Origin of the sequence: Bradyrhizobium sp. CCBAU 51765 (assembly GCF_015291725.1) — a bacterium.
Taxonomy (GTDB): domain Bacteria; phylum Pseudomonadota; class Alphaproteobacteria; order Rhizobiales; family Xanthobacteraceae; genus Bradyrhizobium; species Bradyrhizobium liaoningense.
On record NZ_CP030038.1, the window covers coordinates 1,991,811 to 2,004,644 of the forward strand.

At 64.1% G+C, this 12,834-nt stretch carries 13 protein-coding genes; 2 read left to right on the forward strand and 11 right to left on the reverse strand.

Translation table 11 applies throughout. From position 1 onward, the window contains the following. Positions 1-20: 20 nt before the first annotated feature. The 4 genes from XH96_RS09340 to XH96_RS09355 form a co-directional block, all read right to left on the reverse strand. Positions 21-452, reverse strand: a complete 432-nt coding sequence (locus XH96_RS09340) for an SRPBCC domain-containing protein (RefSeq protein WP_194392243.1) — start codon at positions 450-452, stop codon at positions 21-23. Then, complete coding sequence (locus XH96_RS09345; protein ID WP_061879421.1) at positions 449-772, reverse strand: helix-turn-helix transcriptional regulator; 324 nt, start codon at positions 770-772, stop codon at positions 449-451. Before XH96_RS09345 ends, XH96_RS09340 begins: the two co-directional genes overlap by 4 nt. A 218-nt stretch (positions 773-990) precedes the next feature. Continuing rightward, positions 991-1,440, reverse strand: a complete 450-nt coding sequence (locus XH96_RS09350; RefSeq protein WP_194392244.1) for a DsrE family protein — start codon at positions 1,438-1,440, stop codon at positions 991-993. A 40-nt stretch (positions 1,441-1,480) separates the two neighbouring features. Beyond that, on the reverse strand, positions 1,481-2,104 hold the full coding sequence (locus XH96_RS09355) for a hypothetical protein (protein WP_194392245.1): 624 nt from the start codon (positions 2,102-2,104) through the stop codon (positions 1,481-1,483). Positions 2,105-2,413: 309 nt separating this feature from the next. On the opposite strand from XH96_RS09355, the gene XH96_RS09360 reads away from it, so the two are divergent. Together XH96_RS09360 and XH96_RS09365 are read left to right on the forward strand one after the other, a co-directional pair. Continuing rightward, positions 2,414-3,943: an SUMF1/EgtB/PvdO family nonheme iron enzyme gene (locus XH96_RS09360; protein WP_194392246.1), complete on the forward strand. Its 1,530-nt coding sequence runs from the start codon at positions 2,414-2,416 to the stop codon at positions 3,941-3,943. A gap of 118 nt (positions 3,944-4,061) precedes the next feature. Continuing rightward, positions 4,062-4,511, forward strand: coding sequence for a DUF4399 domain-containing protein (locus XH96_RS09365; RefSeq protein WP_194392247.1), 450 nt, complete (start codon positions 4,062-4,064; stop codon positions 4,509-4,511). On the opposite strand, the gene XH96_RS09370 is transcribed toward XH96_RS09365, so the two are convergent. The 7 genes from XH96_RS09370 to pqqD all read right to left on the reverse strand — a co-directional run bounded on the left by XH96_RS09370 (position 4,512) and on the right by pqqD (position 12,832). Next, positions 4,512-5,567, reverse strand: coding sequence for a 2-oxoacid:ferredoxin oxidoreductase subunit beta (locus XH96_RS09370; protein WP_194392248.1), 1,056 nt, complete (start codon positions 5,565-5,567; stop codon positions 4,512-4,514). Between the two features lie 172 nt (positions 5,568-5,739). Then, a complete protein-coding gene (locus tag XH96_RS09375) occupies positions 5,740-7,587 on the reverse strand; it encodes a 2-oxoacid:acceptor oxidoreductase subunit alpha (protein ID WP_194392249.1) in 1,848 nt (615 codons plus the stop codon). Beyond that, a complete protein-coding gene (locus XH96_RS09380) occupies positions 7,557-9,356 on the reverse strand; it encodes an FAD-dependent oxidoreductase (protein ID WP_194392250.1) in 1,800 nt (599 codons plus the stop codon). The genes XH96_RS09375 and XH96_RS09380 overlap by 31 nt, the downstream gene beginning before the upstream one ends. A gap of 308 nt (positions 9,357-9,664) precedes the next feature. Next, the gene (locus tag XH96_RS09385) at positions 9,665-10,342 is read right to left on the reverse strand and encodes a DUF4286 family protein (RefSeq protein WP_194392251.1); all 678 of its coding nucleotides are present in this window, start codon (positions 10,340-10,342) and stop codon (positions 9,665-9,667) included. A 24-nt stretch (positions 10,343-10,366) separates the two neighbouring features. Continuing rightward, entirely contained in the window at positions 10,367-11,353 is a 987-nt protein-coding gene (pip, locus tag XH96_RS09390) for a prolyl aminopeptidase (RefSeq protein WP_194392252.1), read from the reverse strand. Continuing rightward, positions 11,343-12,524: a pyrroloquinoline quinone biosynthesis protein PqqE gene (pqqE, locus tag XH96_RS09395; protein ID WP_194392253.1), complete on the reverse strand. Its 1,182-nt coding sequence runs from the start codon at positions 12,522-12,524 to the stop codon at positions 11,343-11,345. Before pqqE ends, pip begins: the two co-directional genes overlap by 11 nt. Then, positions 12,521-12,832: a pyrroloquinoline quinone biosynthesis peptide chaperone PqqD gene (gene pqqD, locus XH96_RS09400; protein WP_057026049.1), complete on the reverse strand. Its 312-nt coding sequence runs from the start codon at positions 12,830-12,832 to the stop codon at positions 12,521-12,523. The genes pqqE and pqqD overlap by 4 nt, the downstream gene beginning before the upstream one ends. Between the last annotated feature and the right edge of the window lie 2 nt (positions 12,833-12,834).

A 12,834-nucleotide genomic window follows, 5' to 3' on the forward strand; every position in this document is an offset into this window, starting at 1 on the left:
TGGAACTGGCGCCGGCCGAGCTAGCCTGCCCGCGCCAGCACGTCGTCCAGCCTGGCCAGAAATTGCTTCCAGCCCGCATGCGCGCCGCCGAAAGCCTGCTTCTGCGTCGGGCTGAAGCCCGCCTGCTCGACGCGCAAATGCGTGCCGGTGTTCGTCGGCGTCAGCGTGAAGGTCACAACGCTCTTCAGGTCGAACGCGGCGTCCTCGTGGGAGAAATTCCAGGTGTAGGCGAGCGTCTTCTGCGGCTCGATGGTGAGCACCTCGCAGTCCAGCACGCCGCCCCATTCGCCGCGCAGGTTGAAGCGATGACCGACGGTCGGCTTGAAGTCGTTCTTCATCAGCCATTCCTCGATCAGATGCGGTTGCGTCAGCGCGCGCCAGATCCGTTCAGCCGGATAGGCAAATTCTCGCTCGATGACGACTGAACGCTTTTCGGTCGCTGTTTCGATCATTGGTCCATCCTCTTCAGGAGATCGTCGAGCGCGTCGAGCCGGTTCTGCCAGAAGGAAGCCATCTGGCCGGTCCAGTCGATCAGCGGATTGAGCGCGCCGGGCCGCGCGCTGTAATGGGTCTGGCGTCCCTCGTGGCGGTCGCGCACCAGGCCGGCCTGCTTCAAGGCGCCGAGATGTTTCGACACCGCCGGCTGGGACACGCCGGATCGCGCCGTCAGCGCCCCGACGGTCTGCTCCCCCTCGCGGCACAGCCGCTCGAAGATCGCCCGCCGGGTCGGATCGGCGAGCGTCCGGAACAGGAGGTCGTGGGCGGCAGACATGCGAGATCCATAACTAGAAAGTTATGGATTGACTCATAACCGTGGAGTTATGGGTAAGTCAAGGGCTGTGGGAGGATTATGGTGCTCACTCGCGCAACTCTCTCCACCGTCATTGCGAGGAGCCCTTGCGACGAAGCAATGCAGCCCGCCTCCGCGGGAGACTGGATTGCTTCGCTGTGCTCGCAATGACGGAGGATGCGGTGAGGCCTCCTGCAACGCTACGGCCGCAAATACAAATATCCCTTTGACTGCAATTCGGCGAGGCGGACCACGCCGCCGTTTTCCGCGCTGACGAAGCCAGGCAGCAGATCCTTCAGCGTCACGTTCTGCGCCTTCATGGTGTTGCCGCAAGCGGCGAGCTCGACGCCGTCCTTGGAGAACGCGGTGACGCGCTTGCTGACATCGGGATTGGCCTGCGCCGCGTGAAACGCCTTCAGCGCCGGCCCGTGGATCACCAGCGCGAGGGTCACGTGCTCGGGACCGCCGACGCCATCGATGTGGTTCTGGATGTTGCCGAGCACGAAATTGACCTTCTCGGCATCGTTGAGATGATAGACGACCTTCAGCTTGCTGCCCGTGCCGGCTTCCGTCGCAGCGTTCGCGCTGGAGGTGCCGAGCGCCGCGCCCAGGGCCGAGACGGCGCTCCACAAGATGTTCCGTCGGTTCATGGCGATCTCCTTCGGCTCGACCGAGTTCGCGCGACAGTTATCACTTGTGGCGCAGTGCGGCGAGTTCCTTGCGGTCGGTCACGAGCGAGGCGCACTCGCTGTTGTCGGTGCGGTCGAGACGGAAAATCTTGTCGTCGGCGCCGGCGACCAGCGATTGCTCGGCGTCGTCGTCCGGCTTGTTGTTCTGCCAGACCCTGATCCGCTCGAGGCGGACGATCGTGGACTTGTTGTCCTTGGACAGCGCCACTTCGATCCCGCCGCCTTCGCAGTCGACGCCGCAGCCCAGGCGGACCTCGTCCCCCTGGCCGAGAAGCACCGCGTGGCTGCCGCATGAGCCGCTGGAGTCGAAATCGCCGGAGCGATGGCGATAGCGAAAACCGAGGCGGAAGGAATTGTGCAGCTGCTTGTCCTCCTTGTCGGTTTCCGCCGAGATCAGCAGCTTCATGGAAGCCACCTTCTGCTTGGGGTGCCGCGCCAGATGCTCGGCATCGTAGCGGCGGACGAAGCAGGCATAGGATTTGGTGCCGGGCGTCCCCCCATGGAGCCGTGCATTGAAGGCGTCGGCTTCGGCATTTGTGGTCTCCCGGATCTTGTCGGCCTCATCGGCGTGGGCGACGCCGGTCAGGGCAGCGAAAGCCAGGGCAGCAATGAGGAAGAGCTTCATGTGACGACCTTACCGCAGCACAACAGAACTGCTGTCGGTTAGACGCCCGGCAGCTGCACCGCGTTCAACGTTCGCACGTCGCGCGTGTGGGCCGCGGGCAGGGCACACGGGCCAGCAGGCCCTGGGCCCGGCCTTAGTCATTGCTGCGATCAAGAAGGTTCAATGCGTGCAGCGCCTTGATTCGACGGAACCCGACGCCGGCGATCGCTGCGACATTGTCTCGGTTCGTCAATGTGATAGCCTTCACAGACGGCCGCCTTTGGCAGTCGTAAGCTGGGGCAGTCTCGCAAGTTTCTGGAGTCCCCCCGCATGGGCGAAATTCGCAACTTCAGATCCGGAAATCAGGATGAGCCGCCGCCGCACAGCGGAGTGCCTCGTCGACTCGCCGCGATCATCGTCGGTGACATCGCTTCCTACAGTCGGTTGATGCAGGCCGACGAGGAAGGCACGCATGTTCGCGTCAAGCGGATCGAGCGGGATCTCATTCAGCCCAGCATCATCGAACACCATGGAAGCCTGGTGAAGACGACCGGCGACGGCTTCATCGCCATCTTCGACAGTCCCGTGGAGGCCGTTCGATGCAGCATCGTCATCCAGCAGAATCTCATCGGCCGGAACGCCTCGCTTCCCAAGCATTCCCGGCTCGAATATCGGATTGGCGTCAATCTCGGCGATGTCATCGTGGAGCCGGACGACATCTATGGTGACGGCGTCAACATCGCCACGCGTATCGAGGGCATCGCCGAACCGGGGCAGGTCTACATCTCCGGCGCGATCTACGAACAGATCAAGCACAAGGTCGTGTGCGGCTATGAGTCGCTTGGCGACCGCAAGGTCAAGAACATCACCGATCCCGTGCGCGTCTATCGGGTGCTGCCGGATGCCGATGCCGTCGGCAAGACAAGAAGCCGGCGCGAGAACACGCTGATCTTTCTCCTGGGCATCACGCTGCTCGTCATTGCCGCCGGCGCACTCTGGTATTTGCTGGCACAGTCCCAGGGCAGGTTGGGCGAGCAGGTCGCAACGCCCGCCGCCTCTCCGGCGCCGTCCCCCGCTCCGCAAGCTCCGCCGCGCGAAGCGGCGACGCAGGCGCCGCAACCGTCTCCCTCATTAGCTTCGGCGCCTTCATCGCCCGCGCCGGCGCCAAGCGCGTCCGCGACACCGGTACGCGAGCCCGAAATGATCGCCATTCGCGGCGGCAGTTTTGCGATGGGAAGCAATGACGATCCGACCGAGCGTCCCGTCCACCAGGTCACGGTCAAGCCGTTCTCGATCGGAAAATATCCGGTGACCGTGCGGGAGTGGAACGAATGCGCGGCTGCGGGCGCGTGTGGTTTCACCGCGACCGGCAAGGACGATGCGCCGGTCAGCAACGTGAGCTGGACCGACGCGCAGCAATATGCCGCCTTTCTGTCGCAGGCGACGAAGAAGCCGTATCGGCTCCCGAGCGAGGCCGAATGGGAATACGCGGCCCGCGGCGGAACGCAAACCAAGTATTGGTGGGGCGACAAGCTCCAGCCGGGCATGGCCGGATGCAAGGACTGCGGCGACCTCGCCGCCGAGCAGCCGGCGAAGGTCGGCAGCTTCAGGCCCAATCCATTCGGGCTCCATGACATGGGCGGCGGCATCGACCAGTGGGTCGAGGACTGCTGGCACAAGAACTATCAGGGGGCGCCGGTCGATGGTTCGGCATGGACGAGCGGCGACTGCTCATCGCACGTCCTGCGCTCGGGCTCCTGGAAGAACGATTCGAGATACGTGCGGCCATCCAATCGCGATGGCTACGATACCAATGTCCGTTACCCCACGCATGGATTCCGGATCGCGCTCAGTCCTTGACGCATGATCCGGAAAAGCGTGCAGCGCTCTTCCGAAAGGATCATGCTCAAACAATAACCCAAACCGCGATGACGATTCGTCCTGATCGCATCGCGCTTTTTGAGCTGGAGTAGGTTTGATGAAGATCGTTTGTTGCGCGGCGCTGGCGGCGGCGCTCGCATTGCTGCCGGGCACGGCTTACTCTCAGGGCAAGACCGCTCCCAAGGACGCGAAGCTCTATTTCATCACGCCGCAGGACGGGCAGAAGATCCGTGGTGGGTTCTGGGTCCGGTTCGGACTGCGCAACATGGGCGTCACGCATGCCGGCGACGACTACCAGAACGCCGGCCATCATCATTTGCTGGTCGACGTCAACGCTCCCATCGATCCCAAGGAGCCGATTCCGCAGGACAAGTCCCATCTGCATTTCGGAGCAGGGCAGACCGAGACGTTTCTCGAGCTTCCGCCCGGTACGCACACGCTGCAGCTGGTGCTCGGCGATGCGAAGCACTATCCGTTCGAACCGCCCGTCGTGTCCGACAAGATCACCGTGCGAGTCAGGCAGCCCGTTTCGGTCCGGCGCCGATGATCACCGCAGGCTGGCGTTGAACTTGTCCAGCACCGCCGAGCCCGGGCACAGCGAGTCAGCCTCCAGGCTGTTGAGCGGCGCCTCGACCGTATTGAGATGCTCGTGCATGTCTTCCGCGTCGGGATCGACATAGAGCAGGCCGGTGACGATCTGGCCCTTGGCGGCGTGCTTCTGCAGGAAGGTCATCGCGCCCAGGCGGTCATGCGGATCGTAGTCGGCATCGATCTTGCGCAGCGCAATCCTGCTGCCGTCGTGCTGCTCGACCACCTGCACCGTGCCCGGCGCGTAATCGACGGCGATCGGATCGCGGCCGACCAGCACGTCGAGCCGGTTCACCGCGTCGTTGTGCTCGCGGACATAGTCGAAGCTCTTGGTCGAGCCGGCGTGGTTGTTGAAGGCGATGCAGGGGCTGATGACGTCGATGAAGGAGGCGCCCTTGTGGCCGATCGCGGCGGCGATCAGCGGCACCAGCTGGCTCTTGTCGCCGGAGAACGAGCGCGCGACGAAGGTGGCCCCTAACTGCAGCGCGATGGCGACGAGGTCGATCGGGTTGTCGGTATTGGTGACGCCCTTCTTGCTCTTCGAGCCGCGGTCGGCGGTCGCCGAGAACTGGCCCTTGGTCAGGCCGTAGACGCCGTTGTTCTCGACGATGTAGGTCATGTTGACGCCGCGCCGGATCGAATGCGCGAACTGGCCGAAGCCGATCGAGGCGGAATCGCCGTCGCCGGAGACGCCGAGATAGATCAGGTCGCGGTTGGCGAGGTTCGCGCCGGTGAGCACGGATGGCATGCGGCCGTGCACGGAGTTGAAGCCGTGCGAATTGCCGAGGAAATAGTCCGGCGTCTTCGACGAGCAGCCGATGCCGGAGATCTTTGCCACCCGGTGTGGCTCGATCGAGAGCTCGTAGCAGGCCTCGATGATCGAGGCCGTGATCGAATCGTGGCCGCAGCCCGCGCAAAGCGTCGAGATCTTGCCCTCGTAGTCGCGATGCGTGTAGCCGAGCTCGTTCTTCTTGAGGCCCGGATGATGGAATTTCGGCTTTGCGATGTAGGTCATGCCCGTCTCTCTCTGCTCCCTCTCCGCAATCCGACGTCTCTTTGCACTCGGCCGAGCTGTCGCAACCGCACTCCGTCATTGCGAGCGCAGCGAAGCAATCCAGAGTCTTTCCACGGAGGCAGTCTGGATTGCTTCGCTGCGCTCGCAATGACGATGTGGATGCAGCTTGTCATCACGACACAGCCTTGCGGAGCGGGGTCACCTTGAGGTGATCCTGGTGGTCGCCAATGGCTTTTGCGATGAAGCGGGCGGTGATCGGTGTGCCGTCGTAATGCACGATCGGCACGAGGCGGACGGGGTCGATGCCGTTCTCGTTGACGATCAGCTGGCGCAGCTGGCTGTCGCGGTTCTGCTCGACCACATAGACGAAATCGTGCTCGGCGAGGAAGCTTGCGACGCTCGAGTGGAACGGGAAGGCGCGGATGCGCAGGCGGTCGAGCTGATGCCCGCGCGCCTCGAGCAATCCGATCGCCTCGTCCATCGCCGGCGAGGTCGAGCCGAAATAGATCACGCCATATTTGGTCGGACGCTCCGCATTGGCCTGCAGCGGCCGCGGCACCAGGTCCTGTGCGGTCTCGAACTTGCGCACCAGGCGCTGCATGTTGTCGGCGTAGACCGTGCCTTCCTCGGAGTAGCGCGCATAGCGATCACGCGAGGTGCCGCGGGTGAAGTAGGAGCCTTTGGTCGGATGGGTGCCGGGATAGGTGCGGTAGGGAATGCCGTCGCCGTCGACGTCGAGATAGCGGCCGAAGTCGCGGCCCTCCTCCAGCATCTCTGCGGTCATGATCTTGCCGCGGTCATACTGCTTGGCGTCGTCCCATTTCAGCGGACGGGAGAGCCGGTGGTTCATGCCGATGTCGAGATCCAGCATCAGGAAGATCGTGGTCTGGAGCCGCTCGGCGAGGTCGAACGCGGCCGCCGCGAACTCGAACGCTTCGGCCGGGTCTTCGGGGAACAGCAGCACATGCTTGGTGTCGCCGTGCGAGGCATAGGCGCAGGCGATGATGTCGCATTGCTGGGTGCGGGTCGGCATGCCCGTGGAGGGGCCGGCGCGCTGGATGTTCATGATCACGGCCGGGATCTCGGCGAAATAGGAGAGGCCGATGAATTCCGTCATCAGCGAGATGCCTGGGCCTGAGGTCGCGGTGAAGGCGCGGGCGCCGTTCCAGGACGCGCCGATGACGATGCCGATCGAGGCCAGCTCGTCCTCGCCCTGCACGATCGCGTACTTCGCTTTGCCCGTCTCCGGATCGTGCCGGTACTTCTTGCAGTGGGCGGTGAAAGCCTCCGCCACCGACGAGGACGGTGTGATCGGGTACCACGCGCACACCGTTGCGCCGCCATAGACCGCGCCGAGCGCGGCGGCGCTGTTGCCTTCGATGAAGATACGGTCGCCGACCTTGTCGGATTTCTTCACGCGAAGCCCGATCGGGCATTTCAAGTTCTGCAAGGCCCAGTCGCGGCCGAGATGCAGCGCATGGACGTTGGAAGAGAGCAGCTTCTCCTTGCCCTTGTACTGCTCGCCGATCAGCTGCTCGATCAGCTTCGGGTCCATGTCGAGCAGCGCACTGAGGCTGCCGAGATAGATGATGTTCTTGAACAGCTGGCGCTGGCGCGGATCGGTGTAGGTCGAATTGGTGATCGCGGTCAGCGGCACGCCGATCACGGTGATGTCGTCGCGGAATTTGGTCGACGGCATCGGCTTGGTCGAATCGTAGAACAGATAGCCGCCGGGCTCGATGCCGGCGACGTCCTTGTCCCAGGTCTGCGGGTTCATCGCCACCATCATGTCGACGCCGCCGCGGGCGCCGAGATGGCCGGCTTCCGTCACCCGCACCTCATACCAGGTCGGCAGGCCCTGGATGTTGGAGGGGAAGATGTTGCGCGGCGACACCGGCACGCCATGGCGCAGGATCGCGCGGGCGAACATCTCGTTGGCGCTGGCCGAGCCCGAGCCGTTGACGTTGGCGAAGCGGACGACGAAGTCGTTTACGCTGCTGATCGGCTTTTTGTCGGGCATGTCGAACCTGCGTGGGTCATCTCGATCAAATATTTCTGCATGTCCCAGGCGCCGGTGGGACAACGCTCGGCGCATAGCCCGCAATGCAGGCAGACGTCCTCGTCCTTGACCATCACCCGCCCGGTCTTGAGATCGCCGGAGACGTAGAGATCCTGGTCCGGATGGAGTGAAGGCGCCTTCAGGCGCTGGCGCAGGTCGCTTTCCTCGCCGTTGGCAGTGAAGGTGATGCAATCCATCGGGCAGATGTCGACGCAGGCATCGCACTCGATGCAGAGCGAGGTCGAGAACACCGTCTGCACGTCGCAGTTCAGGCAGCGATGCGCCTCGCCGAGCGCGAGCTTGACGTCGTAGCCGAGCTCGACCTCGGCGCGGATGTCCTTGAGCGCGACGATCTTGTCGCGATGCGGCACCTTGTAGCGCTTGTCGACGGAGATGTCGTTGTCATAGCTCCATTCGTGGATGCCCATCTTCTGCGAGGAGATTTGCACCTCCGGCAGCGGCCGCTCGCTGATATCCTCGCCCGACAGCATCTTGTGGATCGACAGCGCGGCATCATGGCCGTGCGCGACCGCCCAGATGATGTTCTTCGGGCCGAACGCGGCATCGCCGCCGAAGAACACTTTCGGGTTGGTCGAAGCGAAGGTCTTGGGGTCGACCTTGGGCATGTGCCATTTGTCGAACTCGATGCCGCAATCCTGCTCGATCCAGGGGAAGGCGTTCTCCTGGCCGACCGCGACCAGCACGTCGTCGCAGGGAATGGTCTGATCGGGGTCGCCCGAAGGCACGAGGTTGCGGCGGCCTTTGGCGTCATATTCGGCTTTGACGTGCTGGAAGGTGACGCCGATGAGCTTGCCGGCGACCTGCTTGAATGCCACCGGCACCATGTAGTTGAGGATCGGAATATCCTCGTGGATCGCGTCCTCCTTCTCCCACGGCGAGGCCTTCATCTCCTCGAAGCCGGAGCGCACGATCACCGTGACTTTCTCGCCGCCGAGGCGGCGCGCGGTTCGGCAGCAATCCATCGCGGTGTTGCCGCCGCCGAGCACGATCACGCGCTTGCCGATCTTGTCGACATGGCCGAACGACACGTTGGCCAGCCATTCGATGCCGATATGGATGTTGCCGGCGGCTTCCTTGCGGCCGGGAATGTCGAGCTCGCGGCCGCGCGGTGCGCCGGAGCCGACGAAGATCGCATCGTATTTCTCCGCCAGCAGCGCCTTCATGCTGTCGATGCGGTGGCCGCCCTTGAAGTCGACACCGAGACCCAGGATGTAGCCGGTCTCCTCGTCGATCACCGAATTGGGCAGGCGGAATTTCGGGATCTGGGTGCGCATCATGCCGCCGGCTTCCGGATCGGCATCGAACACCGTGCAATGATAGCCGAGCGGCGCGAGATCGCGCGCCACCGTCAGCGAAGCGGGGCCGCCACCCACCAGCGCGACGCGCTTGCCGTTCTTCGGCGCGGGCCGCGGCAGGCGCTGCCTGATGTCGTCCTTGAAGTCTGCGGCGACGCGCTTGAGGCGGCAGATCGCGACCGGAGTCTCCTCGACGCGTCCGCGGCGACACGCGGGCTCGCAGGGACGGTCGCAGGTGCGTCCCAGAATGCCGGGAAACACGTTCGACTTCCAATTGATCATGTAGGCGTCGCTGTAGCGGCCCTGTGCGATCAGTCGGATGTATTCGGGAACCGGGGTGTGCGCAGGACAGGCCCATTGGCAATCGACCACTTTGTGAAAGTAGTCGGGGGCCGCGATGTCGGTCGGTTTCATTCCTACCCTGTCCGCGCAGGCTCAAAGACCCCGCGGCCTTTTTTGTTTGAGCGTGGCGGACGCTTAACGCGTCTCGATCTGGTTTCTGAATGACGTCATTGGGTTAGCTTATTAGAACCGTTCCGAAGTACAACGGCAAATTTGCGCGCGGCACGGCTTTCATGGGAGCTACGCGCGGACAGCATTAACGCCGCGCGCAGGCATGCGGCGGTGCAGCATCACTCTCCGTCATTCCGGGCTCGTCGCTACGCGCCGCCCGGAATGACAGAAGAGAGGCGCACGCCTGCCTCCACATCGTAATTGTGAGATCAGTTCTGCGCGATGTCGCTCTTCGCGAGATCCCACATCAGGCAGTAGGTGCCGACCGAGATCGGAAGCGGGAAGGACGTCGCCGCAGGACCGGTGAAGCGCTCGGCGATGACGGCCGAGACTGCGCCGATATGCGTGCCGTCGATCAGCACGAACCAGTCGCGCGCGCCTTCGTTAGCTGTTGCCGGAATTCCTGCCGTTGCACCCGACAATTCGGGTTCGCTTTCGAGCAGATGCATCGAGATGATGCCGTCGGACTTGTCCGGCGCCAGTTTCTCTTGCAGTGCATCACGCCACGCTCCGGCATTGTCGGGCGTCGGCCGCAGACGCACCAGGCCGAGCGCGGCCCCGCGCCCGGTGCCTTTGCTGATGGTGATGCGCGCGACGACGCGCAGCATGCCCTTGAAGCGCGCCATGGTCTGCCGCGACCAGTCGGTCGGGTTCGCGAGCCGCGCCCGGTAGGCGGGGCTGTCGAGCACGTCGAGCGTCGCGGTCGAATACAGGCTGAGATATTTGGGATTGGCGGCATGCGCGACATAGCGCCGCGCTTCGAGGAACCCCTCGATCGCGACGCGCTCTTCCAGATGCTCGCGATCGTACCAGCGGTTGAAATCGGCCTCGTCGGCTGCGTCGATATTCATCGACGTCAGCAGCATGCCTTTCGCGGCGAGCGGCATTTTCTTGTTGTCCTGTGATCGGCGCTAGCGCGCAGCCTTCGACGCGAGGTCCGCAATCGACTTCATGACGGCATCCCTCACGCCGCCATCATAGAGCGAATGTCCGGCCTCTTCCACGACGCGAATCTCGGAACCCGGCCAAACTTTCGCGAGCGCCTGGGATGTCCCGGGCGGACATAACAGGTCGTAGCGGCCCTGTACGATGATGCCGGGAATGCCGGCGAGCCGATGCGCGTTTCGCAACAGCTGGTCTTCGCTCATGAAGCTGTCGTTGACGAAATAATGCGCCTCCATGAAAGGCGTCGCCGGCAGTGTGCGCCAGACGTTCAGCGCGGCGAGGTCCAGCCGGGTCCGTGCCGGCTTGTGCTCGGACAGGGTGCGTTCAACGTCGTGCCAGGCCCGCGCCGCGGGACCGTGCACGGCAGGATCGGCATCGAGGATACGGCGCCAATAGGCGCCCACCGGTTGCGCGCGCTCCTCGGGCGTCAGCACGCTCAGGAAATCCTCGTAGAGCGCGGGATAGAACTGGGACAGGCGCGAGGTGAAGGCCGTCTCGACCTCCGCCCGCGTGCCCAGAAAGGTTGCGCGCAGCGCAATGCCCGAGACGCGCTCCGGATGCGCCTCGGCGTAGGCGAGCGCCAGCGTCGCGCCCCAGGAGCCGCCGACCACCATCCAGCGTGTGATGCCGAATTTCTCGCGGATCTTCTCCATGTCCGCGACCAGATGCGCCGTGGTGTTGTGCGCGCGTGATCCCTTGGGCCGGCTGCGGCCGCAGCCGCGCTGGTCGAACAGCACGGCGCAGAAGCGATCAGGGTCGAACAGTCGGCGATGGTCGGGCTGGCAGCCGCTGCCGGGCCCGCCATGCAGATAGACCGCAGGGATTCCGTCAGCGCGGCCAACGCTCTCGACATGGAGCTCGTGGCCGTCGCCGACATCGAGCATCTCGGAGGTCAGCGGCGCAAAGGGATCGGCGCGTTTGACCGCGCTGGCCGCGTCGGCGTCAGGCATCATTCTCGGATTCCAGAGTGCCGCCGGCAAAATTGCGATAGAGAAAGCGGTTGGTCTCGCCTTCGGCTTCGCGCTCGGCCTGCTTGAAGATCGTCTCGTGCAGCGGCGACAGCGCGCAGGCCGGATCGGTATTGGCCGCATCGCCCGTCAGCGCGAAGGCCTGGCAGCGGCAGCCGCCGAAATCGATCTCGCGGAATTCGCAACTCTTGCACGGCTCCTTCATCCAGCCGGTGCCGCGATAGCGATTGAAGGCCTCGGAATTCTGCCAGATCCAGGCGATCGAATGATTGGAGCGGACGGATTCGAACGCGAGCCCGGTGATGCTCTCGGCGGCGTGGCAGGGCAGCACCTTGCCGGCGGGCGAGATGTTGAAGAACTGCCGGCCCCAGCCGCCCATGCATTTCTTCGGCCGCAGCGCGTAATAATCAGGGACGACGTAATCGATCGTCAGCCGGCCCTTCAGCCGCTCGCGCGCCTCCTCGACAAGGCGGGTGCATTCGTCGAGCTGAGCCACGGTCGGCATCAGCGCGGCGCGGTTCTTCAGCGCCCAGCCGTAATATTGCACATTGGCGACCTCGAGCCGGTCGGCGTCGAGATCGAGCGCCATCTGGATGATGTCGGGGAGCTGATGCAGGTTCTGCCGATGCATCACCGCGTTCACGGTGAGCGGCAGATCGAGCTCGCGCGTCCATTTCGCGACTTCGAGCTTCTTGCGATGTCCGCCTTTGTAGCCGGCGACGCGATCGGCGAGGCCTTCCTCGATGCCCTGGAAGGAGATCTGCACATGGCAGAGCCCGGCATCTGCGAGATCGCCGAGCTTCTCGCGCGTCAGCAGCACGGCCGAGGTGATCAGGTTGGTATAGAGGCCGGCGTCGCTGGCGTGCTTTACCAGCTCGACCAGGTCCTTGCGCGCGGTCGGCTCGCCGCCGGAGAAATGCACCTGGAGCACGCCGATCTCGGCGAGCTCGCTCAAGACCTTCTTCCATTCCCCGGTGGTCAGCTCCTTGGCCGAACGGTCGAGCTCGACCGGGTTGGAGCAGTAGGGGCATTGCAGCGGGCAACGATGGGTAATCTCGAGCAGCACCGCGAGCGGGATGCCGAACGTCTCCGCCGTCGAGCGCTGCTTCTCCAGCACCGCGAGGCTGTCGCTGGGGGGGATGGTCACGTCGCTCATGACGTCTTCTCCCTGATCTCGGTGAGAAAGCCCTTGTCGGCGAGATCCTGCAGCATGGCGATGACGTCAGCGAGGATCGCCTCGCGCGGCGCGGCGTATTTCGCGGCCAATTGATCGGCGACGTCGCCGACATTGCGCTCACCGTTGCAGAGCTGCAAGACCTCGACCGCGATCTCGTCCGGCGCCAGCACCCGTTCCGGTGCCAGGATCACCCAGACCTTTCGCGTCTCGTCATATTTCAGCTTGGCATGCCGCGGCAGCACGGGGCGGCTTGCCTCGCTGACGCTGATGTTCCGCGGCCCGGCCATCG

Coding starts and splice junctions, on each gene's coding strand:
- pqqD (WP_057026049.1), bottom strand. CDS start 12,832: ATGGCCGGGCCGCGGAACATCAGCGTCAGCGAGGCAAGCCGCCCCGTG.
- XH96_RS09380 (WP_194392250.1), bottom strand. CDS start 9,356: ATGAAACCGACCGACATCGCGGCCCCCGACTACTTTCACAAAGTGGTC.
- XH96_RS09350 (WP_194392244.1), bottom strand. CDS start 1,440: ATGAACCGACGGAACATCTTGTGGAGCGCCGTCTCGGCCCTGGGCGCG.
- pip (WP_194392252.1), bottom strand. CDS start 11,353: ATGATGCCTGACGCCGACGCGGCCAGCGCGGTCAAACGCGCCGATCCC.
- XH96_RS09375 (WP_194392249.1), bottom strand. CDS start 7,587: ATGCCCGACAAAAAGCCGATCAGCAGCGTAAACGACTTCGTCGTCCGC.
- XH96_RS09360 (WP_194392246.1), top strand. CDS start 2,414: ATGGGCGAAATTCGCAACTTCAGATCCGGAAATCAGGATGAGCCGCCG.
- XH96_RS09355 (WP_194392245.1), bottom strand. CDS start 2,104: ATGAAGCTCTTCCTCATTGCTGCCCTGGCTTTCGCTGCCCTGACCGGC.
- XH96_RS09340 (WP_194392243.1), bottom strand. CDS start 452: ATGATCGAAACAGCGACCGAAAAGCGTTCAGTCGTCATCGAGCGAGAA.
- XH96_RS09385 (WP_194392251.1), bottom strand. CDS start 10,342: ATGCCGCTCGCCGCGAAAGGCATGCTGCTGACGTCGATGAATATCGAC.
- XH96_RS09345 (WP_061879421.1), bottom strand. CDS start 772: ATGTCTGCCGCCCACGACCTCCTGTTCCGGACGCTCGCCGATCCGACC.
- XH96_RS09370 (WP_194392248.1), bottom strand. CDS start 5,567: ATGACCTACATCGCAAAGCCGAAATTCCATCATCCGGGCCTCAAGAAG.
- pqqE (WP_194392253.1), bottom strand. CDS start 12,524: ATGAGCGACGTGACCATCCCCCCCAGCGACAGCCTCGCGGTGCTGGAG.
- XH96_RS09365 (WP_194392247.1), top strand. CDS start 4,062: ATGAAGATCGTTTGTTGCGCGGCGCTGGCGGCGGCGCTCGCATTGCTG.